Consider the following 25,927-nt stretch of genomic DNA (forward strand, 5'->3'; position numbering starts at 1 on the left):
CAGTGAGTTTCCATCCTAGCGGTTTCCACGTTGAGTGACACCACGTTGCCACAATTGCCGGATGCCGGCCTTCAGCCGGAGCAGCGCAAATTGCAGCAATGCCGCCGGCTGGTAAAGCCGAAAGGCCTGTAACTGATATAACGGTGTTTTTGTATCCATCCACTGGGCTTTGTATTGATCGTTGCCGGTCAGAAAGTCAATCGTCTGGACCTGGTCCACCTCGATCACATGATCTAGCAGAGCCGCAGTTAATACTGTCCCTGGCGAATAGTGGTCAAAGTTCTGGTCTTGCGCCAGTTTATAGATGGCCGCGACACCAGCGGCGACCAGCCAGCACTGGGCTGCGACCGGGCGCCCCTGCAGCCACAGCACGCCCAGCCGCAGGCTCTGCTGTTGCGACGCATGGTGCAGCAACGCATCGATAAAGTCGGTTTTCGGCTCTGCCGGTTTCCAGCTGTGTTGATAAACTTGCCAATAAGCAGCCACCAGCTCCGGCGTCGCCAGTGGACTGATGTCGATCCGGGCGCCTTCTGCTGCGAGTTTTTGCCGTTTACGCCGGATGGTATTGCGCAGTTGTGACGGACGTTGTTGCCAGTAGTTTTCCGCCCGGGCTGTCCAATTGTCACTGCATTGACTGAAATAAAAGCCCCAACCGGGTACTGTCAGTTGTTGTAATTGTTGCTGTTGCCCTGCCGTCAGCGGTTGTAGTTGTAGCCGCTGAACTGCGGGTTGTGTCTGGGTCAACGCCGCAAAAAACTGTTGCCAGTCAGCGGGATGAGCAGGGGCAAGCGGCCCCAGCGCCGGAGAGTAATAGTTAGTTAAGCTATTGATCTGTTGCCCATTAGCACTGCAGTACAGCGCCAGTTGCCATGGCGCTGAGTTTTCTGCCGTTTGTCCGGGCTGCAACATCATCCATTGTGTATCGGTCAGCGCCATAAAACTGGCGAGATGCTGATACCAGGGGGCCTGCTGAAACCAAGGCATGGCAGATTGGTTAGCCTGTAATGCCGCAGGAAGCGACAGGCCATCCAGCGATTTAATCCGGCGCGGCGCAGACTCTTCAACTGTTGACCGCAGCGTCACATCATTGTCCGGCATAAGCCTGTTTCAGTTTTTGATCGATGCGCTTTAACGGTACATCCATCCTTGTACAACCAATTTGATCCGGCCGCACATTCAATTCAATCATTTGCGGGCCTTCGGGTGCTATGGCGACGTCAACACCAGCGACCCGTACATGAGGAAATGCTTGCAGCGCTTTGCCGGCAATCGCCTGACATTCGTCCCAAAATGGTAATTGCACACCGCTGACCTGAGCCCCGGTGTCCGGATGCTGCGCCAGTTGGCTCCAGGGTTCACGGGAGAAAGAGGCGTGTTTTAATTTGCCAGTCTGAATATCAATCGGGCAATACAGACCGCCGCTGCTGGTGTTATCGACCAGACTGCCTTTTTGACCGACGCGTAAAAAAGCGCCGGCGATTTCAGTTTTGCCCGGTAGTTGATAAACCCAAATACGCAGAGTGTTCACTGAATTGGGATGCAACGCTTCGACAACCGGATGCTGTTGTAAATAACGCTCAATGATGTAGCCGTCCGGATTTTGTTGTGCTTGTTGCCACCAGCTGTCAATGCTGACCCGTACACCGGTAAACGGGTGTTCAAACACCACGTCATCCGCTTGCTGTACCACGGCAAACGCAGAGAATCCGGCCCCCCCAAAACCCTCCACCAGCTTTAAACAAATTTTTTGACCCACCAGACCTGCACACAGTTGTTTCAATTGCGCCAATGTTCGCAGCGGGGCGCCATCGGCACTGACACCGGCTTGTGGATGCAAATAAGCAATAAATTCTGGTGTTGGTACGGCCAAGAGCTGCAACACCGCTTTTTCGACCACTTTGTGTTGCGACGACTTCTGATAGGGCCGGGCGTTCCAGCGGTCAATAAAAGCGTTATATTCTGTGTTGTTAACATGCAGCCATTTGTCGCTGAACGGCAGATCCGGCCGCCAGAACTTGCCTTGGATATAATAACCGGGGCCAATGCGCCGCAACAAAAACAATGCTGTCATTTCCGCGAGTTGTCGCCATTTTGGCAGTTGGACAATCTGCAGATTGTCCAACTGTTGCCAACAGCGTCGAATATCTTTCCATGCTTGCATAAAGGATCCAGAGAGCAGATTTAATACGTATGCCAGCTTTTGCAGCCATAGTACGTGAGGTGATACAGCGCACGAGATTAATGCGTTTTCCAAAGCCTGTAAAGCTGTGGTCTGAACAGGCGGCTGTGCTGTCCGCCCGACGCCACGCTGTGGCATACTAGTGCACAAAGAGACGGATCGGCGGATATTCTGTGCGGTTGCTGACAATAACGGGGCTTCTGATGAAAAATTTATGGTTATTGCTGCTTGTCACCGGGTTAATCGGTTGTGGCAGTGGTGGTGGTGACAGTTCAGCGCCTGCGCCCACGCCGGTGGTGACCAGTAAAGTGGTCCAGGTAACGGTAAATGGCTCCGGGCAGGTCAAACTCAGCGATGGTCAGGTGTGCCAGCAAAGCTGCAACCTGACGGTCAGTAACAGCAATATTGAATTGACACCGGTTGCGGCAGAGGCCACCCAGTTCGACAGCTGGCAACAGGACTGCTCGGGCACAGGGACTTGCCGGCTCGATTTGACGACACTGAGTACCGCCAAAGTGGTCGCCAGTTTTGTGCCGCGGCACGTGTCGTTGCGTCTGACGTCACAGTCTGGCGGTAGCATCGATTATACCGCCGGCACTCTGGCCGGCAGTTGCACGAACGCCTGCAGCATTACCGCCCCGTACGGCACTACTGTGGTGCTGCAGGCTAAAGCCAGCACCTACAGCGATTTTACTGGCTGGCAGAATATCTGTAGCACGACGGCAACATTACCACGTTGTGAATTTGTCGCGAGGGAAGAGACGAATGTTGTGGCAAAATTTGCCACGCAGCAGGTTGAGCTGAGAATTCTGGTCAGTGGTCCCGGCGAGGTCAGCAGTCCGGCGCTCAGTACGCCGTGTCGCACCGACTGTACCTATAAAGTAAATGCCGGCTCTCAGGTTGAACTGAATGCTTCTGCGGATGCAGGTCAGCGTTTCAGTGGTTTTAGTGAACCTTGTGTCACGACCACTCCCTGCACTGTGACGATGGATACTAAGCGCACTGTGACTGCAGGTTTTGTCGCCGACGAACCGCCGGCAGATGGCAATTTCATCACGCTGACGAATCCGACCGACCAAAAGTTAATCAATTACCCGCTGCAGTTTGCCCGGCCTTTTGTCGCTGGGGAAATCACCCAGGCACCACAATTAAAACTGGCCGAGCAACTGTTGCCAACTCAGGCCGACATCAAGCAACGCCATCCTGATGGCAGTGTACGCCATGCCATCATTTCGGTGCTGGTGCCTGAGATCGCAGCAAATTCCACCCTCAGACTGCAATTGGTAAATCAGCCGGAAAGCACGAATCAAAAGGGCCTGAGCCAGACGCAAATGTTGGCTGAGTCATTTGATTTTGATGCCCAAATCAAAGCCGTCTTTGCTGATAGTCAGACCCAACAACGATCCGCACGGGAGTTGCTTAGCAAAGGAAAATTCAGTTACTGGGTACAGGGACCAATTGCGACTACCGTGTTGATTGCCGATCATAGCGAAGAGCGCAGCGGTGATTTTGGTGCGGACACGCACAGATCGGTCAGGCCGTTGTTTTACGCCACGTTTTGGCCAACGCTGAATAAAGTGCAGGTGCGTTTTGTCGGTGAAGTCAGCAATACGCAGGCGCTGCAGGATCAGCGCTATGATCTGACGCTGCTTGGTGGCGCCAAAGCACCGCAAGTGCTGTATCAGCAAGCTGAGTTACCACATCTGGCGATGACGCGCTGGACGCGCCAGTTCTGGCTCGGCCAGCAAGTACCGGTCGTGTCGCTGAATCACCAGCTAGGTTATTTGAGTAAGACCCGTTTGTTGCCGAATTTTGACTTAAAACGCAAAGTGCCGGAAACCACGATGGCGACGCAGTTCAGTAACTGGCAAAAAGCGGCGAAGGATTTGTATAGCATTGGCTTCTGGCAGAAAGCGATGCCGGCAGCAGGCGGCCGCCAGGATTTGGGCTTGTATCCAAGCTGGACAGTGCGCTGGCTGTACACCGGCGACTGGCGGATGGCAGAAATCGCACTGCGTCAGGCAGAGCTGAGCGGTGCCTGGCCCATTCATTTGCGCGAAGGGGGCAGCGGGCGCACCTTTGATGAAGCGCGTCAGGTATCAGGGCTTGGCCGGATGCTGTCGATTAACCAAGGGGGCCGGCCGACGCTATGGTTCAGATCTGATCGGTTGACCTGGCCTGAATCGGCTGCCGGTGATCGCATTCAAGCGGTATCCCCGCTGGCATCAAACAGCTGGGTGCCGGATGTCGCACACCATCCAGATTTGGCATCGGCGCAATATTTACTCAGCGGTGATTATTATTTCCTCGAGCAAAGCTGGTTTTCCGCGGCTTATACCACGATGAACAACAATGCCGGTGCTGCTGGCTCTACGCTTGGTCGTGGTCCGACTGGCAGTGAAGGGGCATTGTATTCCGGTGAAGCGCGCGCGCAAGGCTGGGCCTTACGCAGCCGGGTGCATGCGGCCTCGATATCCCCCGACAATTCGCCGGAACGGGCATATCTGGAATTGTTGACAGTCAAAGCGCTGGAGATCTGGGAAGGCTTGTACGATGTGGCGAACCCTGCCGCTAAGTATCCGGAACTGCGCACTTTTGCCCGCAGTAAAATTGGCCCGAAAGAATTCCCTTATGCAGCGGGGGCGCCGTCACCACTTGGACAGTGGGGACACAGCGACCAGAAAGCGACAACATTCAGTGACGGCTATTATGACTATAGCAAGGCAGCCGGCGGTGCTTCACCGTGGATGGCGCATCTGGTCATTCTGGCGCTCGGCCGGGCAGAAGAGCTGGGTTATCCGGCAGGACCGATGAAAGGTTTTGTTGGTCGCATGCTGACGGGGCCTGCGACGACACAAGGATTTCCACTGGAACTATTGTCGGCGTATCGCCAGCCATCGATCCGCCAACCGGATGGGCTTTGGTTTAGCAACTGGTTGCAGGTTCAGGATGCCTATCTGGCGACTTATCGCGCGGAAGAGATCGCCCGCTATGCGACTGGGGCCACTATCGATGCTGAGTTTGGTTACAACGCCATTGTGCTTGCAACCTCAGCCTATCTGACCGATTTGCCGGGCGGCACCGATGTATATAAGTTTTATTCCGAGCGCTGGGGCAATCTGGTTGAACTCGACAGATCACCGAAATGGGCACTGAAACCACGTTAACCAGACTGGTTGACAGGCGAAGTGCGCAGTGGGTTAATAGTAACTAATTCAATCGGCTGATGTTTCTAGATGGACAGTATCAGCATTACTGAGAACGATGGGGAAGGGATCGATGAAAAATGTTGCAGTGGTAACGGGTGGAACCCGGGGTATTGGAAAGGCAGTGTCAATTGCGCTGCAACAACAGGGATATACCGTGGCAGCTGTCTACGCCAGTAATGATGCTGCTGCAGAGCAATTCAGCAATGAAACCGGCATCCATGTCTATAAATGGGATGTCAGTGATTTTACGGCCTGCAGCAATGGCCTGGCACAAGTAACGGCAGATCTCGGGCCTGTCGCTGTGGTGGTGAATAACGCCGGCATTACCCGCGACACCATGTTTCATAAAATGACGCCTGAACAGTGGCACGCGGTGATTAATACCAATCTGAACTCACTGTTTAATATGTGTCGGCCGGTGATTGAAGGCATGCGTGAACGCGGTTTTGGCCGCATTATCAATATTTCGTCAATCAACGGTCAGAAAGGTCAGTTGGGGCAGACCAACTACAGCGCCGCCAAAGCCGGTGATATTGGTTTTACCAAAGCGCTGGCGCTGGAAAATGCCAGTAAAGGCATTACGGTCAATGCAGTGTGTCCGGGTTATGTTGAAACCGATATGGTGAAAGCGATGTCACCGGACGTCGTCAGTGCGAAAATTCTGCCAAATATTCCGGCGGGTCGGCTGGCCCAGCCCGAAGAGATCGCCCGCTGTGTGGCATTTCTGGCATCAGCAGATGCCGGCTATATCACAGGCTCTACGCTGTCGGTTAACGGCGGCCAGTATCTGGCTTAACGCGATCTGATCTGACAGCCAGTGCTGTTGTTGTGCCGTGTGTTTCGATTGCCCGGCACAACAACATCACATAGCGAAAAGCCAGTCGAATTAACGTCCGATCGGCCTTTGTTGCAGTTGCTCCGGTGTGGCGTATATGGTGATGCCATCAGCAGCCAGTTTTTCCAGTTGTCGGTAAAAATCCTGCGCACCAATCAGCCAGCACGATGCGGCGCCGACCTGACCTTGTTGTAACAAACCACAGGCTATCAGTTCGTCTTTCATATATTGCTGCAAATCGCCGCGGGAAGGGTGGTCAATCCGCATCGTAGCCAACGTCTTGTCGTAGGGCCGTACCGGTACTTGCCAGACTTTATCCTGATCATCGATGCAGCGCAGCAGACATTCAGGTTGCCAGACCGGCAACGGAAATTGCTCGCCCATTGTATCTTCCAACAGATGATAAAATGTAACCGGCCCCATACTGATCCCCAAGCCCAGAACTTTAGCCTGTGGCAGCGTGGCAAAGCGTTGCCAGGGTGAGCCTTCGCCAAACACCGATGGAGCTTTATGATGTGCTTCCGTCAGAAAGCGGGCATCTTTACCCCAGACCGAGACCGAATGCGTTGGGTGCAGACTGCGCTGCACGCCGCTTGTTGCCAGAAATGCTTCGGGTAAACGGCCCATATGGGTGCCGTGGATCCTCAGGTCAAAACAATAGTCCGTCAGCTTGCAGGTGTTGTCGATAGTGCCACCAGGCAAATAATAAGTCGGCAACAGGATATTACCGTCGGGACCTACCGCAGTTTGCAAGGCTGCAATCACCGCCGCCGGACCGCCCTCGACATAACCCAAGCTTTTTAATGATGAGTGCAGAAAAATCGAATCACCCGGTTGGACGCCAAGTGCCCGCAGTTGTTGGGTCAGTTGCTGTTGACTGACATGTGGGGCCTGGCTCTTCAGCTCTTTCGCCGATTGTTCACGTTGGTAGTGCTTCAGCAACTGTTTCAGCTGTTTTTTCAGATAACTCAGCATAATGGTGGTAGATCCCTGCTCATCAATAAGTCATATACATCGGTCAGAATAGTGCGGTCGGGCCATCATGGCGCCCACCAGCACATCTTTATCCGCAGCTATTCTGTTTGAACTCTGCGAATACAAGGTTAAACTACACCGACTTCAGCTTAAGAAACAATGACAAATGGAATTTTTGCAGTCTGCGTCGATCTCGGCCGAACTTTGGCAGGCCTCGTTACCTGAACTCAGTCAGGTCAGCGTTTATCAGCAATGGGGTTTTAGTGAAGCGATTGCTGCGGCTTATGGTTATCAGCCCCAGCGCTTTGCCCTGCATCAGACCAATGCCAGCCGCTACAGTGCTGTGGTCACGCTGTTTCGCTTCGGTCAGAGCTGGGTATCGCTGCCATTTTGCGACTGTGGTGGTATTGCGGCTGTTGATGCAGCTGCTGCAGCGCAGCTGTTGGATGCGCTGAGACAACATCTGAATGGGCAGCCGCTGATCCTGCGCCAGATGCAACAGTTGTCGCCGCAGCCAGACGGACTGCATTTGCAGCAACAAAAAGTACGGATGGTATTGGCTTTACAAAGTGATGCCGAAGCGCAGATGCAAGCGTTTAAAGCCAAACTCAGATCGCAGATCCGTAAACCTGAAAAAGAGCAATTCTACTGCAAACAAGGTGGTATCGAACTGCTGGCCGATTTCTGGCAGGTCTTTACCTATAACATGCGTGAGCTGGGCTCGCCGGTACACAGCAAAGCGTTGTTTGTCGCACTGTTGCAACAACCGGATTTACGCAGCCAGATGTTTGTGGTGTACAGCCCGGAGCATCAGCCGGTTGCTTGTGGTTTTGTCCTTGGTTATGGCGGTATGCTGGTTAATCCATGGGCCTCTTCAGACCGACGCTTTCAGAAACACGCGCCCAATATGCTGCTGTATTGGCAGATGCTGCAATATGCCATTAGCAATGGCTATCAACAATTTGACTTTGGTCGCTCCACACCAGGCGAAGGCACATATAACTTCAAGGCACAGTGGGGCGCTGAACCAGAACCTCTGCATTGGTACAGCAGCGAAGCTGACGCGGGTACTATCGCCGATAGCCGGCTGAAGCAGTTGGTGATCCAAATCTGGCAGCGTTTACCATTGCCGTTGGTCAACCAGCTGGGCCCGGTTTTGCGTAAACGCATTCATCTGTAACAGCATTTCACAAAGGAATGACTATGGCGCTGCAGGCTCAGTTACTTCTATCCGACATGGTGGTGCACTTCAGTACAGCGAATTATTGCTTGTGCTCACGTGATCATACGGTGTTTCAGTTTGACTATAACAGCAGTCGCTGGCGTAAAATCTGTCAGTTACCACCGGCGAAGGCCGGCTTCATTGGCTTGCTGAAAGATAAAATAGCGCGCAGTAGCCTGTACCGGCGCTTGCGGCCTGCACCTGGACTTAGTCATCTGACGCAGACGCCGGATGGCACTATTGTTATAGTCTATGACCGGATCTATCTGTGCAAGCCGGCTGAGAAGGCCATATCTGCAATGCCTTTGGTTAGTGAGCTGGGGCGTTTTGCGCCGCCGCTGCGTAATGGCATGACCGTAGAGCCGAGTACGGGACTGGTGTATTTCGGCGAATATCTGAATAACCACAGCCGTGATGTGCGGGTTATATGCATTGACCCTGTGCACAACACCGCCCGGGTCTGCTGGCAGTTCAACCGTCAGCAAATCAAGCATATCCACGCCATCGTGTATGACCCATTTCGTCAACGTCTGTGGATCACTACTGGTGATAATGACGCAGAATCTGCGTTTTATTACACCGATGACGGCTTTGCCAGCGTCCACAAATTTGCCGGCGGCGATCAGACCTGGCGGGCCACCGGATTATTGTTTGATGAAACCGGCATGGAATGGGGTATGGATGCCGGCAAAGATGCGCCGGCGGATGCAGTCAACTATATCTGGCGCTGGGATTTTGCCACGGCCAGCAGGACACAATGCTGTACCATCGGCAATCCGGCCTATGCAGTCAGTTCACTGGATAATGGCGGCGCTGTGCTGACCACGACCTATGAACCGGGTCGCCTGCAGGACACGCCCGAGCAGAGCGCATTATGGTATCGCAGCCCGGCAGGTGAATGGCAGCAAATCTATGCACAGGATTATCAGTACAGAGCAATGCCGGGCGTCAGCAAATATGGCATGTTGTATATTGCGCAAGGCACCAGCCCGGCGGGGCAGTTGCTGTTTTCGCCAGTGAATTGCCACAGTGGCCAGTTCGGTATCTTCCGCCTGCCGCCACTTTGACGACAACAGGCGACGCCCGTTTCGCGACAGCGGCTCGTTTAATCAGCGAGCCGGCTGAATGGCCACCGTTTGAGTTTTTCCGCTTTAATCCCCAGTTCCAGCAACACTTCGTGGCAATCGCGCAGTCCGTCCTTGCGTACATAAATCAGGTAAACACCATAACTCAACACGCCGGTGACGACTTTGACCAGTAACACTGCGACCGCTGTCAGTTGCAACTGCTGGTAACAAAACCATGCCGTCAGCCAGACCGCCGCACACATAAACAACGCCGCTTCCAGCGGTGTTTGCAGCGCTTTAAAGTAGCGACGTAACGAGAAATGCAGATGGCGGCGTGCTTGTACAAACAAATACACCGATGACAGCGGATATGAGATCAGCAGCGCGTAGGCAGCACCCATCAGACCGCCATTGACCACACCAATGTAAACACTCAGTGGGATAGTGACCGCGCATAGAGTGGTGTAGCTGGCGGTAATACTCGGTTTGCCAATCGAGAAAAATGCCTGCGTGATCAACGGGTCGACTGACTTCACTAAACCTATCACACAAAGTACCTGTAAAATCGGCACCACTTCGAGCCAGTTGTCGCCAAGCACGACCGGCACCAATTCTGCCGCCGACAGGCCCATGCCGAGAAAAATCGGAAAGGACAGCAAGGCGATGCCTGACGTTAACCGGCGCAGGGCATTGTCTAAGCGTTCCGGCTCTTTTTGCATGCGGGCGAATAAAGGCACAGATGTCTGGATCACCAGGCTGGTGATGTATTGTGTCGGCAAAGTTGCCAGGGTGGATGCCATCGAATAAACACCCATCGCGCTGGCTCCCAGCACTTTGGTAATGATCGGTGTTTTGGCGCTGTTGTACAGATACCAGGTAATGCGGGAATAGGTCACCGCGGCGCCAAATTTCATCAAACCCATGGCTGCACGCATGTCACCGATCCGGCTCGGTAACCAGCTACTGCTGAGAAACAGACAAATGGAACGAAAGCTCTGCGCTGCTATAAAGCCCCAGACCAGAGACCAGGCTTTAAATCCAAGCCAGGCCAGCACCAGCGTCACCACGCATTGCAGCAGGATCATCGCAAACTCAATACCGGCATAGACTTTAAATCGCATTTCGCGTGCCAGCAATGCATCCGGCACTGTCGACAATGCACCGATGATGAAGGTCAGACTGACCACCGCCAGCATACCGGCCAGTTCAGCATAACCAAAATAATCAGCAAGCCAGGGACTGGCCAGATAGAGTGCACCATATAAGGCAGAGCTAATCAATACTGCCAGACAAAAAGCACCATTGAGTTCCTGCGCGCTGATCTCGGCGCGGTGTTTAATCGCAGCCCCTAGGCCAATTTCGTTAAAAAAGCCAATAAAGCCGACGATCACCATGACGATAGCCATCAGACCGTAATCTTCCGGGGTCAGTAAACGGGCCAGGATCAGCGTATTGACAAAGGAAATCAGCTTTGCCGCACCTTTGCCCATGCCAAGGTACATCAGGCCTTTCAGTGTTTTATTTTTTAGCTGGTCCACGTCAGTTCCGTTGTGCTGTTTGAGATGACAGTTGCGTCAGTAATGCAGCGAGTTGCACCGCCCCCTGAAACCGGCTGAAGCTATCAGGTACTGCTGTTGTGTCTGCTGGCGGCCGGCTGATTAATTGTTGCAAAGCGCTTTTGATTTCAGTGCTTTGCCAAACCCGCAGACAATCCGGTACGCGGCGGCAGACGTCCGCAGTGGCGCTGTCCGGCGGGCAAATCGCCAGCAGTGGTTTTGCCGACTGCACGTAGTCGTATAATTTACCCGGCACTTGATAGTTAAAGATTTCGTCCTGGATCAACAGGTTGGCTGATGAGCTCATCATTTCCGCCTGCGCGTCAGCGAAAGGGACTGCCGGTAAAAATTCCACCAGCTCGCTGATGCCAAAACGTTGCAGTTCGCTGGCAAACTTCTCTGCCTTGGCACTGCCACGAAACTTCAGTACAAAGTTATGGCCACCAATCACGCTTTGTTGCTTCAGATCGCTGATCGCCTGAAACAGCGGACTGACATCACGGCCATTGCCATATAATGCGCCACTGTACAGCAGCGTAAACTTATCTGGCCTGGTGGACTCTGGCAATTGCGTTGGTACATAGCCGTTTTCAATCACGTTGAATTTATCTGCCGAAAGCTGTGGGTAAATCCGGCGATATAATTGCGCCGCAGCTTCGCAGGTCGTCACCACTTTACTGGCCTGCAGCATGACTTTACGTTCCAGATAGCGCTGGATGGCATTAAAGTGCTGATAGGCCGGATTGTAATGACATTGCAGCGGATCGCGAAAATCCGCGACCCAAGGCAGCTGATGCTGCAGGCTGAGTTTGCGGCCAATCAGATGCGAGGTCATCACCGGATAAGTGGACCACAACAGTTGGATATTTTTTTCTCGGATCAGGCGATTGCCAAGCTGGACGGCCGGAAAATACCAGGGCCAGAACCGATCCGGTACCGCGAGGATGTCGGGCGAGCGCCCGGCAATGGCAATTTTTTTACTGATATCGCTGGCCTTTGCCCGGTAAATGCGGTCAGCCAGCGCGGCCGGCACCTGCAAATCATGGTCAAAGCGCTGATATACATCTGATGTTGCGGTCAGAATATACGGATCCCAGCCCAGTTCCAGCAGATACTCAGCAAAGCGATAGGGTCGCTGAACACCGGCACTGCGGGCCGGCGGCATTTCAAAAGCAATCAGCAGGACAGAATTGGCAGCCATCAGGCACTGACTCCGAGCAAACGTCGTAATAAAGCACTAAAACCGGACAACTCCGCTTCCAGTTCTAACCAATGCACATCTTCGCCATCCAGCACGCGGCGGATTTGCAGCGGATCTGAGCCCGGCTGATGTAAGCCAATGTGGGTTGTGGTAGCGGTTTGCAGGCCATTTTTTTGCAACAGTGGTAAATGTTCGGCCTGATACTCACCACTGGGATAACAGAAATGCACCAGCTGCTGTGGCGGCGTGAATTGTGCTAACCAGCTGCGGTTCTGGCTGATTTCATCGGCAAAAGCCGTGCTGTCGAGTGGACTGCAGTGGCGATGGGTGTGTAATTGCAGTTCAACGTTGGCGCGCTGTAACGTCGTCAGTTCATCGTTGTTCAGCAGTCGGAACAACGCTTTGCCATCATGCACCAGGCTGACACCGAGCTGTTCGGCCAGTTGATATAAAGCGGCGCTGCGTTGTGCAACATCGGGCAATGCATCAAGTTGCTGACAGATTTGCCGGACTAATTCAGCAGGCCGGGCAGCCGGCAATTCCGCGTTAAGTACCGGTTGCTCCGGTAGCGCGAGACTCAGACTATTCTGCCGGGTTTTCCATAATAAATACGACACTGCGACATTCAGGACCGGGATCTGCTTGTCGGCATAATAGCTGGTGACATACAACATCAGCGGGAACTGGTGTTGTTGCAACGTCTGTCCAACCAACTCCGCAGTGCCAGACCAGCCATCGTCCATCGTCAGTACCAGTTGGCGCTCACGCTGCGGATTGGTCAGTGCCTCAGACAGCGACACGATCCGGTACTGGCTGCGCGCCAGATAATTCAGCCGCGCGGCAAAAGTGTCCGGTCGCATAAACAGTTTTGGCCGAAACTGGTGTTCATCCAGATAGGCAAAACCGTGATAACACAACACCCGTACGTGAAAACGATATAGGTAATGGCAAAGGGCAAAAACACCTAAAGTCCGTGCCAGCCATAAGAATATCAGCTTAATTTTTTTAGACATGATTGTGCCAGTTCCATCAGAAAAGACTTGGTGTTCAGCAACGCCAGTCGTCGGTCACCCGGATAATTTAAATCTGATTTGATCGCCGGGTGCAGAAAATACAGGAAAAAGCCCAGCAGGCTTTTGAGCTTGCGGTACGCAGCCACTTGCGGGTCTTTTAGTTTGGACAGTAAATAACCAAAGTCTGCCGGGAACGCGTGGCGAACCCGGATCTTTGTTGTTAACCGCAGCGGCTGCGCAGGTTTGACGCCAAACAGGAAATAATCCATTTGGACCGCCGGAAAATGAATACCGGCATGAATATCCAGATTCAACGCCGCCCAGTAACGTGAGTTCAGTTCAATAAAATCAAAGGTCTGACTTTGCTGATGCCATTTGTATTCGACCATCGCCGGACCGTTCCATTGCAGTGCTTTTAAGCGATGCACCGCATCCTGATACATAGGCTCAAACCACCAGCTTTCCCGTAATGACGTCAGGCCGCCGGTGTGCGGATTTTCGTGGCTGGCCACTGCCATGGATTCCGCGAGGATTTGGCCATCCTGCATCAGCAGATTGACAGTGGCTTTGACGCCCTGACTGCAATCTTGCAGCAATACTTTGTGGTAATGAGCAAATGCGTCATTGACCGCCTGGCGAGCGTCCTGCGCCTGGCCGACTTTACGCACCAGCGCCTGATCACCGCTGCGGGCGTAATAACCGTCGCCTTTAACAAAGTAAGGCAGACGCCAACCGGTAAAATCAACAGCGTCAAAGTCAGTATTATTATCGAGTACGGCAGTTCGGGAGATATGCGCATGCAACTGTGCATCAGATGATTGTAAAAACTGATTAAAGACAAACACTTTTGATAAACAACCGTACACCAGCTCTGCATCCTGCGGAATGGCCATCAGTGGGCTGAACTCGGCAAAACAATCGCGCACCGCCAGCAGAAATCCTTCACTGGGAATAATGGCGCGGATATCTGCACTGTTGATCAGTGCCCGTAGCCAGCTGAGGTAGGCCGGATCTTCATAAGCCGGACATTGATAATGAAAGCTGGCAAAGGCCGACAAGCAGCCCAATGCACCGGGTTTGGCAGATGCGGCATGCACCTGATAACCGTGTTGTCCTAGTGACCGAACTACTGCGACGGCGCCTAATGAATCTGCCTGCGGCACTAAAATCGCACAGGTCTGCCGCTCTGCAGCGCTGACCTGTTGTCTGTTGTCTGCATTAGTTGCCATGTGTACCTACCCATTCCTTTAAAAATCTGATGCTGTAGCGCTCAGCCACTATATGTAATGCCAGGCGTAAACTGAAAAACCATGGATTGCGATCCCAGGGGGTAAAACGCCGCAGCCGGAAACGACACTCCTGTGTCGGCCGGGCCTGACCCCAATCCGTGCAAAACGCCGCAGCAAAACCACTGTCCCGCACCTGAGCAACATGCTCGTCAGAAAAATCGATGGCAAATTTACCATTCGGGTACGCAAAATAGTGCACCGGCTGCGCCAATATCTGCTCCAGGATCGCTTTACTCTGGGTAATTTCCGCGCGCGCAGTCTCTGCCGATTCGAGCGCCAGGATTGGGTGATGCACGGTATGCGCCCCAATTGTCATACCCGCAGCTGCCATTTGCTTGAGTTGCTCTGCGGTGACAAATTCGTGGTGCATTTGTGGAACACCGGTTTGAGCAATGAGATCGGCGATCAGTTGGTTTCGTTGTGCCATCGGGTGATATTTAATCAGATCAGTAATGGCAACAATACTGCGATGGCGCTCAGTTTTATCGGCGGTCGCAAACGTCAGGTTCTGCAGCTGAAGTGTGCTGATTTCAGCGGGGGCCTGCAAAATAGCGTTGGCAATTTGGTTCTCCCACAAGTAACCCTGTTGTAGACCTTGTGTGCTGATAAAAAACGTGGCCGGTAACTGATAGCGCTGCAGCAACGGAAAGATGTGGTCATAACAATCGGCAAATCCATCATCGATAGTAATGACGACAGCATTGGCTGGCACTTTGCCTTGTGATGCCAGTTGTAACGCCTGTTCCAGCGACAATACGCGGAAAAAACGTTTTAACTGCAGCAATTGTTGTTCAAACACACCGACATCCAGTACCTGTTCATTCCAGAAGGTATGGATCGGCATGACCCGGTGATAATTCAGCACTGCGAAGCTGCAACCGCTGTCAGCGGGTTTATTGCATGCTTGCTGCGCTCTATTGAGATTTAACATCACAGCCTATGACTTCCTTGGCAATGTTTGCAATGCCGGCGCAACAGAAGCGCCGGCGTTGGCAGGTGCTGAACCTTTTTGTCGTGCCATAGTGCACAGCACTACTGACAAACCAATGATCACAAAAGTTAGATCGAAGTAGGGCTGACTGAGTAACGCGCCGCTGACCGCAAAGACGATCATCGACACCTTCAGGCTATTGGCGACGTTACGCAACCACTCGTCAGTGCCGGCATGGCTGGCCGCATAACCCAGATGACGATAAGCCGCCAGCAGGAGCATCAGGTAGATGAACAGACCACAGTAACCCAAATCGCCCAATACCTGAAAATAGATACTGTGCGCAGCTTTCGCAAAAGGAAAGCTGACGTGGGATGTTTGTACTATGTGGTCGAACTTCTCAAATTCGGGTTCATACAACCGCCACAAATAGGTGTTCTGACCGGCTTTAAAACCCCCGCCAAACACCGGATGATCATTGGCCATCAATACCGCTTGTTTCCACGCCTGCACGCGGCCAATAAACGACATATCCTCGGTGGCCGTTTCTATGGTGTTCATCCGATCAAACCAGCTTTGCGGCATCAATGATGGCAGGGCAGCTGCCACAACAAGACTTCCGGTCAGGATTAGGATTTTGTTCTTGCCTTTGAGGAAGTAGAAGAACGCCACGATACAAAGCCCGATAAAGCCCCCCCGTGAGAATGACCCGATAATACAGACGATGTTGGCGATAATAACGCCGAGCATGATCTTTTTCAGTAGCTGATGTTTGGTGCTGTTATAAAGGAAGAAACAGACCGGCAACAGCATATTCAGCGCCAGTGCTAAGTCATTGCGATCGCCGATTCGGGTTCCCGGCGGCCCAACAATAATATGACCGGCGCCGGAAATAATGTACTTCAGCCCTTCGTTACAGCCGATCAGACTGCCGGCAATCGCCACCGCCCACAGCACGACTTCGACTCTGTGCCGCGTGTTAATGACCATAGTGACCATAAAAAACAAAAAGATGATTTTCCAGAACACGTCCCATTCGAACCAGGCCACCGTAGAAATGCCTTCGGTAAACATGGTGGCGAGGGTGCCCCAGACAAATAACACCAACATCCAGATACTGGCACTGGTAAAGGCGCCTTTACCTTCACGTTTATTGATAATAAACGACAATACAGTCACCGCCGTGATCACCAGATTGACGCGCAGACTGGTACCAAAACCCCATACCCAGGTGTGCGGCGCAAAAATAGAGGTCCAGGCAGATAAAGCCACGCCAATAAAAGGGCGGCGGAAAATGAAATAGATAGCGACCGGCAGAAAACATAGCAGGAACAAGTCACGCATGGCTTATTGGTCCTGCTTCAGGGCATACAGGCAAAGGAGCAACACCGATACCAGCGAAATCAGAAAAAACAGACTATCCACGGACCGGGTCTCCCGCCATCGTTTGCTGATAAAGCAGATTAAGTTGGTCTGCCGTGTGTTGCCAGCTAAATCCGCTGGCGTGGGCCCGGATCTGTAACCGGTCGAAATGACGTTGCTGGCATTGCTTCACCGCGTCGGTCAGTGCTGCGCTGCTGCGCTCTGGTAACAACATCCCGACATCATCACTGTGCAGCATTTCTGGCGCAGAGCCAACCCGTGTCGAGATCACTGCAGCACCGCAGGACATCGCTTCGAGGATCACATTGGGCCAGCCTTCGCTGCTGGACATCAGCACCAGGGCATCGGCAGTGGAATAAAATCGACATAATTCATGTTGCGGCCTGTTGCCAAAAAACTGCACCCGATCGGTCAATCCAAGCGCTGCGCTTTGTTGCTGCAACGCAGATAGCTCCGGGCCGCTGCCAACAATTAATAATTTCACGTCGGGTATCTCAGCTAATGCCGACAGCACGAGCGCATGGCCTTTTAATGGCACCAGATTACCGACCATCAGCAAGGTATAGGAGCTGCCAAGCCCCAACTCGGTTTTTAATGCCTGCTGAGACTGTGGCTCCGGTTTAAATTGCTGTTGGTCGACGCCATTGGGCAGCACAACGGCCTTTGTTGCAGGACAACCGAGTCGGATCAGACCGGTCTTTAATTTCTGACTGACCGCACCACAATAACTGCTGAGGCGGATCGCCTGCTTGATCAGCAGCCGTGGCAGACGATGTTGCGGCAGCACTTCAATATCGCTGCCCCGCGCCGTGATCACCAGCGGGCGTCCTGCGGCTTTGGCAATTTTACTGACCGCATAGCCATCCGGATAAAAATAATGGCAATCAATTAAATCGAAATTCTGCAGCTGCAGCGGGCCAGCCCGAAAAAAGCGTTTGAGTCCACTCAGCAGAGTGAACGGATTCAGATACATACCGAGGTAAGGGATCGCCAGATAAGTCGGGTGGTACACGGTGATACCATGCCGTTGGCTTTGCGCCGGCACCTGGATGTTGTGATAACGACCCCGCCACCAATTAATGCATGGATAGCGGGGGATAGGTGCCACCACGGTCAGCTGATAGTCCGGGTAATAACGTTGCAGTTCGCGCAGCCGGGTCTCGATAAAGATGCCATGGCGAAACTGTTCGTCATTCGGATACAGCGTGGTGATCACCAAAATGTTCATTTCAGCAGGCTCTGATACAACGGCAGATAGTTGCTGACGCTGTTGTGCCAATTGCGTTCGGATTCGACATAATGCCGGCCGCGTTGCAACACTTCAGGCCACTGCGCGCGATTGGCTAATAAACTGACGATCTTATTAGCCATCGCACTGACATTATCCGCCTGAAACAGATAGCCGTTGACACCATCAGTGATCAATTCGTGGTGTCCGCCCACATCAGACGCCAGCACCAGTTTGCCTTGCGCCATCGCTTCCAGTGGCTTCAGTGGCGTCACCAGATCAGTTAAGCGCATCGATTTACGTGGATATACCAATAGATCGACCAGACTGTAGTAGTGATCAATTTGCTGGTGAGGCACCCGGCCAGTAAAGATCACCTTGTCAGCGACACCCAGTGTTTGTGCTAACTGGCGCAGTTGTTGTTCCTGCGGGCCACCACCAACCAGCAACAAGCGCAGATCCGGTGCTTGCTGCGTGATACTGGCCAGCGCGGCAATGGCTAAATCCAGGCCTTCATACGCATAAAATGAGCCGAGGAAGCCAAGCACCTGACAGCCAGTCAGACCGAGCTCTGCTTCAAGTTGGGTATTTTTAGGCCCGCATAACTGAAAGTGTTCGACATTGACCGCGTTTGGGATCACGGTCAGTTTATTTGCCGCGAAACCGCGTCCGACCAGATCTTTGCGCAGGCCTTCACAGATAGTCGTCACCGCGTCGGCGCGTTTGACCACGTAATTTTCCAGCTGGCGGGTCAATGTGTAGCGTAAATCGCCTTCCTTACAGGTACCGTGGTCTACCGCCGCATCTTCCCAAAAAGCCCGGATCTCATAGACCACAGGCAAGCCGCATTTTTTACTGGCTTGCAGTGCCGCCAGGCCATTTAATGCTGGCGAATGGGCATGCAGGATGTCAGGCTTTTCCAGCGCAACGACTTCGAGAATGCGCTCCGTCATGGGGCCGACCAGCGCTAGCTGGTTAAATCCTGGCAATCTGGTCATGATGCCGGTTGGCTGCGCAGAGCGATAAAACAACAGATCGTCTGCCGTTTCAGTACCGGCAACGGCATTACCGTGTTTTGGACTGGTGACATGGCAGGTTTGAATACCCAAAGCCCGTTGCTGATTCAGGATCGAGCGGCTGCGAAATGTATAGCCGCTGTGCAGCGGGATTGAATGGTCAAATATATGCAAAACCTTCACGTCACAGTTCCTTTATTGCGATTGGCGCAAAAAATTTTCAAACATTAACAGGGTCCAAAGCGCTGTGCTGTGGTCGCGCTGACCTGACTGATGCTGATCCAGCCAGCGTTCGATGGTATCCATCTGGAACCAGCCGCAGTCGCGCATCAGGTCACTGAGTAATGCCTGACGCAATGGCTGCTGCAATGCGCCACGAAACCATTCTGCCAGTGGTACCCGAAAGCCCATTTTGGGCCGGTACAGGATGTCGGCCGGCAAATAGGGTTCCATGGCTTTTTTCAGCACATATTTCCCTTCGCCTGCACGTAGTTTCTGCTGTGCCGGGATCTTTGCCGTCCATTCAACGAACTTATGGTCAAGGAAAGGCACCCGTACTTCGAGGCTGTTGGCCATACTGGCGCGGTCGACTTTGGTCAGAATGTCTCCAACCAGATAGGTACGGATGTCAATGTACTGCAGCAGCGCCAGCTCATCGTGACCATCAAAATCTGCCGCTACTTCGCGAAACAGCTGCAACGTGTTGTAACCCGCCAGTTGTTGCTTCAGCTGGGCTGAGAATAGTTGGTCGCGTTGCTCTTGCTTTAACAAAGACACGGCATGCAGATACCCTTCGACCTGATCCATCGCCAATGCCTGAAAGGTCGTTTTGGCACGCAGAAAACGCGGCGCCCAGTCCAGCTTCGGATAGAGTTTACCCAGCGGTTTAAAGATGGCTTTCCGCACTGCTTCCGGCAGTTTATTGCGGACCTGCTGTTCCGCCATCAACATCTTGTATCGCCGGTAACCGGCCAGCAGTTCGTCTGCGCCATCGCCGGACATACAAACGGTCACTTTGCTGCGAGCCAGTTCACAGACCCGGTAGGTGGCAAGCGCCGAAGAATCGGCATAAGGCTCGTCGTAAAAATGGGCCAGTTGCGGGATCAGGCTAAAGTCGTCGGATTTGACGATTTTGCTGTCGTGCTGCGTATGGTAGCGATCAGCGATATGCTGGGCATAACTGGTTTCATCGTAGGCCGCCACATCAAAACCAATAGAACAGGTTTTAACCGGTTGGTCCGACATGCCGGCGATCAATGCCACGACGGCGCTGGAATCAACACCGCCGGATAAAAACGATCCAAGCGGTACTTCAGTTACCAGGTGGCTGGCGATCGCCTGATTCAGCTCAGTGACCAACTGTTGCTGATAGTCCGCATCTGACAACTCGATTTGGGTTTTGTAACTCAGATGCCAATAAGTCTGCAGCTGTGGCGTCGTCGCCGTGACTGACAGCGTGAGCGTCTGCGCCGGGCACAGTTTATGGACCGACTGATAAATCGTCGCAGGTTCTGCTACATAACCCAGGGTAAAATACTGTTCAATGGCGACGGGATTGATGGTCTTATCGAGCCCGGGGATCAACTTCAGACTTTTCAGCTCTGATGCAAAATATAAAGTCTGGTCAAACAGGGTGTAAAACAGCGGCTTAATGCCGAGGCGATCACGCGCAAGCAGCAGTCGTTGCTTGGTTTTATCCCAGACCGCATACGCAAACATGCCTTGCAAGCGCTCGACACAAGCGTCGCCCCATTGCATATGGCCACGCAGGATCACTTCGGTATCACAATGGGTTTTAAACACATGGCCCAGTGTTTCCAGCTCAGCACGCAGCGCCATGAAGTTATAAATTTCGCCATTAAAAATCAGTACATAACGGCCGGATTCGTCGATCATTGGCTGCTGGCCACTGGCAAGGTCGATAATCGACAGCCGGCGGTGTCCCAGGCCAACCTGTTCATCTACGTACTGATCGCCCTCATCAGGGCCGCGATGATATTGTGCCTGGTTCATCGCAGCCACTAAGGCTGCGTCTACCGGACGTCCGGCCTGTAACCGAAACATGCCAACGATGCCACACATAACAACTTCCTATCGGTTAATTTGCTGATAAAGCGCCAGATATTGCGATACCATAGCCTGTTCACTGAACTGCCGGCAAACGGTTTCCCTGCATTTAATACTTTCACGCTGCACCCGCTCCGGGTCATGCAGGTAGGCCAGCATCATCTGAGCCAGCGCCGTTGGATCAGCAACCGGCACCAAACTGCCACGATCGGCGGCCAGTAGCTCAGGCAAGCCACCCACAGCCGTGGCAATGACCGGCAGTCCGCCTGCCATCGCCTCTAGCACCGTCATCGGGATCCCTTCAGCAACCGATGACAACACGAACACCTGACTTTGTGCCATCAACTCAGCGATGTCTTGACGCTCGCCCAGTAATTTTACCTGCTGCGGTGTGAAGCCAAGTCTTTGATACTGTTGTTGCAACCGTTCGCGTTCAGGGCCATCACCGACCAGCCACAGCTGACATGGCTGCCCGCTTTGCGCCAGCACCAGCGCCATAGCCTCTAACAAAGACTGTTGATCTTTGACAGCGGAGAGCCGGGCTACATGGATAAAGGTAAAGGGACTGACTTTGTTTGGCGACGGACAAAATTTTTCCGTATTGACCCCGTTGTAAATCAACTGATTCTTACGCGCAGGGATCCGGACGACCTGATCCATCCAGCGATGTAAATCGGCACTGACCACGACATAGGTATGTAAAAACGGACTGACCAGCCGGCGTAGCCATTGATACTTCTTATTTTCGCCATTGGGGTCGGAGATATCGCGACCGTGTTCAGCATGCAAATGCCCGGTGACACCGGCCAGCCAGGCAATTGGATGATATTCGAGTGTCGCCAGATTATAACTATGCAGAATGTCGGGCTTGATGTCGCGTAACAAACGCCATAATTTCAAATGAATGCCCAAGTCTTTGCCGGGCTTTTTGTGCAGGCAATACACGGCAACATCTGTAGGTAACTGCTTGGCAAACTCAGTGGCTCCGGTCAGGCTGATCACCACGTGCCGGCACTGAGTTGCGGGTAACTGGCGGATGCAGTTCAACATCACTCGCTCAAGCCCACCGGTATCCAGACTATAAATCAGATGCGCGATTAACATAGGAGCGGTTTGCATCAATGAATAACTTCCAGTTGCGCCAGCGCCCGTTGCAAATCTGCTGACGGCAGGTCGGCAAGTGTGCTGGTAAACAGCACGGCGCGAACTTCGGAAAAGCTGCTTTCATTCAATAACAAAGCCTGAACCTGATACCATTTTGCGGTCGGTTCTGAGGTCGTTTGTCTGGTACCGACACGATAATAGAATGCCAGCGTTTGAAAATCACCGCTACTATTGCGCAGCTCCAGTACCGCAACCGGTTTACCTTGTACCGACAAGAGTTGCTGCTGCATCACACGCCATTGCCGGCGCTGGTACAGGTTGTTTTTCCAGCCGATCAGTTCGCCTTTGTCCTGTTTATGGCCAAATTGTGCAAACAGATACTGCACACCGAAGTCGTCAACCGCTTGCAGGCGTTGCAAGCCGTCGAAGAAGCCTGGCTGCCACGAAGTTCCGCTTTGCACGACGAGACCTGCGGGTACTTGCGCAACAGCAGGTTGATCCGGCGTTGTCGTGACATTGATTTGGAAACGCATACCAAAAGACAAGATTAAAATGGCCATGCCAGCACTAAACACCAATAGTGTTGGTGCCGGGCGGACTGAGTGAACGGAAGGCTCAGGTGACGGCTGCGGATCAGCACATTTACCACCGAGCCAGAACATTAAAAACATCACTAAGGCGAAGAAAAACCAACCATAGATAAAATGATCAACGCCAAAGCCATATTGCATCTGGCTGGTTTCGCCAATCCAAATCAGGAAAAAGGCACGGAAGCAATTTGCAATGATGGAAAAAAGCACTATGGAGACCATAAACAGCAGATGTTTCCACCAGCGTTGGTAGGTTAAATATGAATAAACCGCACCAATCGCCAGCGACGCAATCAGAAAACGCAAGCCTGAACAGGCTTCTGCTACTTCAAACTGACCCACTGGTGTTGTCAGATACAAACCTTCCCGCAATACCGGGATACCCGCCCACTGCAGCATCATGACACTGGCATCGGCGGTAATATCCTGCAACGGTGGGTTCAGCGCATCGCCAAATGGCACCATAAAAATTAAATAAAACAATGGGAAAGCAACCTGATATCCCAACTTCCAGCCGAGTAACGACAGCAGCAGTAACTGCAGGCTAAGTACTGCGCTGAAATGAGTCAGGGTGTTGATATCCGCAATATAACCAACGAGCCAGATGCTGCAGAACGCCAGCACAGCAAGTAATGGTAATAAGGTCGGCCGGGGCGTTGCTGTGATCAGCTCCCTTCGGTCGTACAATAACCAGGCTGAGATTAACGGGATCAAATAACAATGCGTATAGGTATCTGAGTCCTGCCAGATTTTTTCCATACTCTGCAGCGTCGGCCAGAACACAAAACTCCAGCCGAGCAGCACAGCACACAGTAACAAATAGAATTGGACCGGCTTAAACTGCGACATTGCCAAGATAACCAGACAGCGGTGCTAAAGTGGCGGGCCATGTAAAGTTCTGCTCGACCCAACTGCGGTTTGTACAACCATCCTGTGGTTGTTTCACCATCTGCAAACACAGACTGGCAAACTCGTTTGCGTCATCGCTGGCAGCAAGCCAGTTGGACGATGGCGCGTTAATCCCTTCCATTGCCATACAGCTGGCGACAACTTTTTTGTTCATCGCCATTGCTTCAAGCACCTTATTTTGGATCCCACGGGCGATACGCAGTGGGGCAACAACCACATCTGCATTGGCCAGATAAGGTCGGACATCATCAACCCTGCCGGTTACCCATACCTGGTCTTTGCCGTGTAACGCTAAGACTTGCGAGGACGGATTACCACCGACAATATAAAAATGTAAATCTGGCTGCGTTGCTCTGATCTGCGGCCAGACATGACGGCAAAACCAGGCGACGGCATCGACATTCGCCCAATAATCCATGGCGCCGGTAAACACCATATAGCGACCATGCAAAGGATATTCTGCAGCTGAAAACGATTGTTCCGGGTCAAAAAACTTGGTGTCGACACCATTGAGTACGGCGTGGATTTTGTCGCCAAGAGCAGCCGGCATCAATTGACGGAACAAGGCTGCTTCATCAGGCGATACAAACAAGCTGTAATTAAAGCGTTCACAATACTGCTGTTCATATCGCTGCAACTGTGAATGTTCACGACGATAGATCCATCGCATCAGACCGCTTTGGTGCTCCGCGTACTGACGCCATTTCTCAGAATCGATATCAATATAATCAATGACCCGATGCAAGTGGGCGAATTCCGGATGGTCAACGTATTGCGCCATGGACGATGAAAACACAAAAACGTTTTCAATCTTATGTTTCGAAATGGTTTGTTTAACCCAGTACTGCAATTCTGCGTCATAGAAGTAGGGCAGTGTAATGGGCTTATTGGTCAGAAACGCACTGAGGCCTTTGATCTTTGACACCAGTTTGCGTTGACGACGGCATTTGAACTCGACACACCAGTCAGCAAGCTTATCGATATATTGGAAATCGTATTCGTCATCAATAAAACAGCCGAGATAGACTTCATAGTGTTCAGATAGATCTTTTAATAAATTGAAAGAGCGAATTTTATCGCCTTTATTCGGCGGGTATGGAATTCGATGGCAAAGATATAACAGTTTGGGCTTAGCCATGCTGAGCACCTGCCTGACCTGCAAAGCCGGTTGAAGAATCTGAATTGTGTACTAACGCACAGCTATCGGAGGGTCCAGCGGATAGACCCAGAAAAGCGCACGGATGAGTTGCAGGCAATGGGTGGTACATCTAAATCCCTTAGTTGTTATTTTTTTATTTAAATCGTTGCAGTTCGCTCTGATAGACCTGATCCAGACTACCCCAGTTGAACTGGGTCAGCAATTGCGCCAGCTTATTTTCCATCCGGTTTAGATTGACGTAGTGACGGAAGCGCGATTTTAACGGTGCACCTTGCACCCGTGGTTGCTCCGGGTCTATTTCCCACGGATGGAAATAAAACATGTACGGCATTTTGTCTTCTTGCAGAAAGCGGGAAATCAGCCGGCTGCTCAACCAATATGGCATCAACCGGAAGTAGCCACCACCAGCAATGGGCAGTTGCTTGCCGTGCATCACCAACGTCGGCATCGGGATCTCTAATAAGCCTTCCGGACGCAGATAAGGTTGCTGTGGCCAGTCAGGAACGCCATAAAGGTCGTGCTTGACCGGGTAGGTGCTGGAACTGTAACCGTGGCCGATTTCCTTCAGGATCTCAAAAGCCCACTCACTTTGTTTATTAATAGAGAAACTTGGTGCCCGATAACCGACGACTTCCTGTCCGGTCAGTTGTTCCAGCATGTCCTTTGCACGCAATGCATCCGCTTTAAATTCAGCCGGTGTTTGCTGGTGAACCTTGGTGTGGGCGTAACCATGACTGGCAACTTCGTGGCCACGGCGCTGCACTTCTTTAACTAAATCTGGAAATTTCTCTGCCACCCAACCCAAAAAGAAAAAAGTAGATTTGGCGTTATGCTGGTCAAATAAATCGAGCAGGCGACGGGTGTTGATATCAACGCGCGGCACCAGACCGTTCCAGTCTGCGGGCTGAATTTGTTTTTCAAACGCCGCAACGTGGAAGTAATCTTCCACATCGACGGTCATCGCATTGAGTTTTGTTAAAGCAGCTGACATCAG

Annotated in this window: 20 protein-coding genes; 4 read left to right on the top strand and 16 right to left on the bottom strand. The window is 52.4% G+C overall.

Annotated elements, in window-relative coordinates; genetic code table 11:
• Window positions 1-15: 15 nt before the first annotated feature.
• Both ACQ66Q_RS02500 and ACQ66Q_RS02505 read right to left on the bottom strand, forming a co-directional pair.
• Window positions 16-1,083, bottom strand: coding sequence for a GNAT family N-acetyltransferase (locus ACQ66Q_RS02500; protein WP_430455338.1), 1,068 nt, complete (start codon window positions 1,081-1,083; stop codon window positions 16-18).
• Window position 1,084: 1 nt separating this feature from the next.
• On the bottom strand, window positions 1,085-2,161 hold the full coding sequence (locus tag ACQ66Q_RS02505; RefSeq protein WP_430455339.1) for a sugar-transfer associated ATP-grasp domain-containing protein: 1,077 nt from the start codon (window positions 2,159-2,161) through the stop codon (window positions 1,085-1,087).
• 221 nt (window positions 2,162-2,382) lie between these two features.
• Between ACQ66Q_RS02505 and ACQ66Q_RS02510 the strand changes: the two genes are divergently transcribed.
• Together ACQ66Q_RS02510 and phbB are read left to right on the top strand one after the other, a co-directional pair.
• The gene (locus tag ACQ66Q_RS02510) at window positions 2,383-5,346 is read left to right on the top strand and encodes an InlB B-repeat-containing protein (protein ID WP_430455340.1); all 2,964 of its coding nucleotides are present in this window, start codon (window positions 2,383-2,385) and stop codon (window positions 5,344-5,346) included.
• Window positions 5,347-5,458: 112 nt separating this feature from the next.
• Window positions 5,459-6,184 (top strand): acetoacetyl-CoA reductase, encoded by a 726-nt coding sequence (gene phbB, locus ACQ66Q_RS02515; RefSeq protein WP_430455341.1) that lies wholly within the window; start codon window positions 5,459-5,461, stop codon window positions 6,182-6,184.
• A 90-nt stretch (window positions 6,185-6,274) separates the two neighbouring features.
• On the opposite strand, the gene ACQ66Q_RS02520 is transcribed toward phbB, so the two are convergent.
• On the bottom strand, window positions 6,275-7,198 hold the full coding sequence (locus ACQ66Q_RS02520; protein ID WP_430455342.1) for an AAC(3) family N-acetyltransferase: 924 nt from the start codon (window positions 7,196-7,198) through the stop codon (window positions 6,275-6,277).
• Between the two features lie 166 nt (window positions 7,199-7,364).
• Here ACQ66Q_RS02520 and ACQ66Q_RS02525 point away from each other — a divergent pair, with 166 nt between their 5' ends.
• Both ACQ66Q_RS02525 and ACQ66Q_RS02530 read left to right on the top strand, forming a co-directional pair.
• Window positions 7,365-8,378, top strand: coding sequence for a GNAT family N-acetyltransferase (locus ACQ66Q_RS02525; protein ID WP_430455343.1), 1,014 nt, complete (start codon window positions 7,365-7,367; stop codon window positions 8,376-8,378).
• 23 nt (window positions 8,379-8,401) lie between these two features.
• Complete coding sequence (locus ACQ66Q_RS02530; RefSeq protein ID WP_430455344.1) at window positions 8,402-9,487, top strand: hypothetical protein; 1,086 nt, start codon at window positions 8,402-8,404, stop codon at window positions 9,485-9,487.
• A gap of 38 nt (window positions 9,488-9,525) precedes the next feature.
• On the opposite strand, the gene ACQ66Q_RS02535 is transcribed toward ACQ66Q_RS02530, so the two are convergent.
• From ACQ66Q_RS02535 to ACQ66Q_RS02595, 13 genes are all read right to left on the bottom strand, one after another.
• Window positions 9,526-11,025 carry a lipopolysaccharide biosynthesis protein gene (locus ACQ66Q_RS02535; protein WP_430455345.1) on the bottom strand — a complete coding sequence of 500 codons (1,500 nt, stop codon included), beginning with the start codon at window positions 11,023-11,025 and terminating at the stop codon, window positions 9,526-9,528.
• A gap of 1 nt (window position 11,026) precedes the next feature.
• Window positions 11,027-12,244, bottom strand: a complete 1,218-nt coding sequence (locus ACQ66Q_RS02540) for a glycosyltransferase (RefSeq protein ID WP_430455346.1) — start codon at window positions 12,242-12,244, stop codon at window positions 11,027-11,029.
• Entirely contained in the window at window positions 12,244-13,257 is a 1,014-nt protein-coding gene (locus ACQ66Q_RS02545; RefSeq protein WP_430455347.1) for a polysaccharide deacetylase family protein, read from the bottom strand. The genes ACQ66Q_RS02540 and ACQ66Q_RS02545 overlap by 1 nt, the downstream gene beginning before the upstream one ends.
• The gene (locus tag ACQ66Q_RS02550; RefSeq protein WP_430455348.1) at window positions 13,236-14,486 is read right to left on the bottom strand and encodes a hypothetical protein; all 1,251 of its coding nucleotides are present in this window, start codon (window positions 14,484-14,486) and stop codon (window positions 13,236-13,238) included. Before ACQ66Q_RS02550 ends, ACQ66Q_RS02545 begins: the two co-directional genes overlap by 22 nt.
• On the bottom strand, window positions 14,476-15,477 hold the full coding sequence (locus ACQ66Q_RS02555; protein WP_430458529.1) for a polysaccharide deacetylase family protein: 1,002 nt from the start codon (window positions 15,475-15,477) through the stop codon (window positions 14,476-14,478). Before ACQ66Q_RS02555 ends, ACQ66Q_RS02550 begins: the two co-directional genes overlap by 11 nt.
• A 6-nt stretch (window positions 15,478-15,483) precedes the next feature.
• Entirely contained in the window at window positions 15,484-16,821 is a 1,338-nt protein-coding gene (locus tag ACQ66Q_RS02560) for a putative O-glycosylation ligase, exosortase A system-associated (RefSeq protein ID WP_430455349.1), read from the bottom strand.
• Between the two features lie 73 nt (window positions 16,822-16,894).
• On the bottom strand, window positions 16,895-18,088 hold the full coding sequence (locus tag ACQ66Q_RS02565) for a glycosyltransferase family 4 protein (protein ID WP_430455350.1): 1,194 nt from the start codon (window positions 18,086-18,088) through the stop codon (window positions 16,895-16,897).
• Window positions 18,085-19,287 (bottom strand): TIGR04063 family PEP-CTERM/XrtA system glycosyltransferase, encoded by a 1,203-nt coding sequence (locus ACQ66Q_RS02570; RefSeq protein WP_430455351.1) that lies wholly within the window; start codon window positions 19,285-19,287, stop codon window positions 18,085-18,087. Before ACQ66Q_RS02570 ends, ACQ66Q_RS02565 begins: the two co-directional genes overlap by 4 nt.
• Before the next feature lie 12 nt (window positions 19,288-19,299).
• The gene (locus ACQ66Q_RS02575) at window positions 19,300-21,186 is read right to left on the bottom strand and encodes an XrtA/PEP-CTERM system amidotransferase (protein ID WP_430455352.1); all 1,887 of its coding nucleotides are present in this window, start codon (window positions 21,184-21,186) and stop codon (window positions 19,300-19,302) included.
• Window positions 21,187-21,195: 9 nt separating this feature from the next.
• Complete coding sequence (locus tag ACQ66Q_RS02580) at window positions 21,196-22,290, bottom strand: TIGR03088 family PEP-CTERM/XrtA system glycosyltransferase (RefSeq protein ID WP_430455353.1); 1,095 nt, start codon at window positions 22,288-22,290, stop codon at window positions 21,196-21,198.
• Window positions 22,290-23,714 carry an exosortase A gene (xrtA, locus tag ACQ66Q_RS02585; RefSeq protein WP_430455354.1) on the bottom strand — a complete coding sequence of 475 codons (1,425 nt, stop codon included), beginning with the start codon at window positions 23,712-23,714 and terminating at the stop codon, window positions 22,290-22,292. Before xrtA ends, ACQ66Q_RS02580 begins: the two co-directional genes overlap by 1 nt.
• On the bottom strand, window positions 23,701-24,912 hold the full coding sequence (locus tag ACQ66Q_RS02590; RefSeq protein ID WP_430455355.1) for a TIGR03087 family PEP-CTERM/XrtA system glycosyltransferase: 1,212 nt from the start codon (window positions 24,910-24,912) through the stop codon (window positions 23,701-23,703). The genes xrtA and ACQ66Q_RS02590 overlap by 14 nt, the downstream gene beginning before the upstream one ends.
• A 154-nt stretch (window positions 24,913-25,066) precedes the next feature.
• Complete coding sequence (locus tag ACQ66Q_RS02595) at window positions 25,067-25,924, bottom strand: XrtA system polysaccharide deacetylase (protein WP_430455356.1); 858 nt, start codon at window positions 25,922-25,924, stop codon at window positions 25,067-25,069.
• Window positions 25,925-25,927: the final 3 nt, after the last annotated feature.

Origin of the sequence: Rheinheimera sp. (assembly GCF_965283995.1) — a bacterium.
GTDB lineage: Bacteria > Pseudomonadota > Gammaproteobacteria > Enterobacterales > Alteromonadaceae > Pararheinheimera.

Excerpts from the sequence above, each read along its gene's own strand:
- ACQ66Q_RS02550 (WP_430455348.1), bottom strand. The coding sequence starts at position 14,486 with ATGGCAACTAATGCAGACAACAGACAACAGGTCAGCGCTGCAGAGCGG.
- ACQ66Q_RS02540 (WP_430455346.1), bottom strand. The coding sequence starts at position 12,244 with ATGGCTGCCAATTCTGTCCTGCTGATTGCTTTTGAAATGCCGCCGGCC.
- ACQ66Q_RS02545 (WP_430455347.1), bottom strand. The coding sequence starts at position 13,257 with ATGTCTAAAAAAATTAAGCTGATATTCTTATGGCTGGCACGGACTTTA.
- ACQ66Q_RS02530 (WP_430455344.1), top strand. The coding sequence starts at position 8,402 with ATGGCGCTGCAGGCTCAGTTACTTCTATCCGACATGGTGGTGCACTTC.
- ACQ66Q_RS02555 (WP_430458529.1), bottom strand. The coding sequence starts at position 15,477 with ATGTTAAATCTCAATAGAGCGCAGCAAGCATGCAATAAACCCGCTGAC.
- phbB (WP_430455341.1), top strand. The coding sequence starts at position 5,459 with ATGAAAAATGTTGCAGTGGTAACGGGTGGAACCCGGGGTATTGGAAAG.
- ACQ66Q_RS02575 (WP_430455352.1), bottom strand. The coding sequence starts at position 21,186 with ATGTGTGGCATCGTTGGCATGTTTCGGTTACAGGCCGGACGTCCGGTA.
- ACQ66Q_RS02595 (WP_430455356.1), bottom strand. The coding sequence starts at position 25,924 with ATGTCAGCTGCTTTAACAAAACTCAATGCGATGACCGTCGATGTGGAA.
- ACQ66Q_RS02520 (WP_430455342.1), bottom strand. The coding sequence starts at position 7,198 with ATGCTGAGTTATCTGAAAAAACAGCTGAAACAGTTGCTGAAGCACTAC.
- ACQ66Q_RS02525 (WP_430455343.1), top strand. The coding sequence starts at position 7,365 with ATGGAATTTTTGCAGTCTGCGTCGATCTCGGCCGAACTTTGGCAGGCC.
- ACQ66Q_RS02505 (WP_430455339.1), bottom strand. The coding sequence starts at position 2,161 with ATGCAAGCATGGAAAGATATTCGACGCTGTTGGCAACAGTTGGACAAT.
- ACQ66Q_RS02580 (WP_430455353.1), bottom strand. The coding sequence starts at position 22,290 with ATGCAAACCGCTCCTATGTTAATCGCGCATCTGATTTATAGTCTGGAT.
- ACQ66Q_RS02590 (WP_430455355.1), bottom strand. The coding sequence starts at position 24,912 with ATGGCTAAGCCCAAACTGTTATATCTTTGCCATCGAATTCCATACCCG.
- ACQ66Q_RS02510 (WP_430455340.1), top strand. The coding sequence starts at position 2,383 with ATGAAAAATTTATGGTTATTGCTGCTTGTCACCGGGTTAATCGGTTGT.
- ACQ66Q_RS02565 (WP_430455350.1), bottom strand. The coding sequence starts at position 18,088 with ATGAACATTTTGGTGATCACCACGCTGTATCCGAATGACGAACAGTTT.
- ACQ66Q_RS02560 (WP_430455349.1), bottom strand. The coding sequence starts at position 16,821 with ATGCGTGACTTGTTCCTGCTATGTTTTCTGCCGGTCGCTATCTATTTC.
- xrtA (WP_430455354.1), bottom strand. The coding sequence starts at position 23,714 with ATGTCGCAGTTTAAGCCGGTCCAATTCTATTTGTTACTGTGTGCTGTG.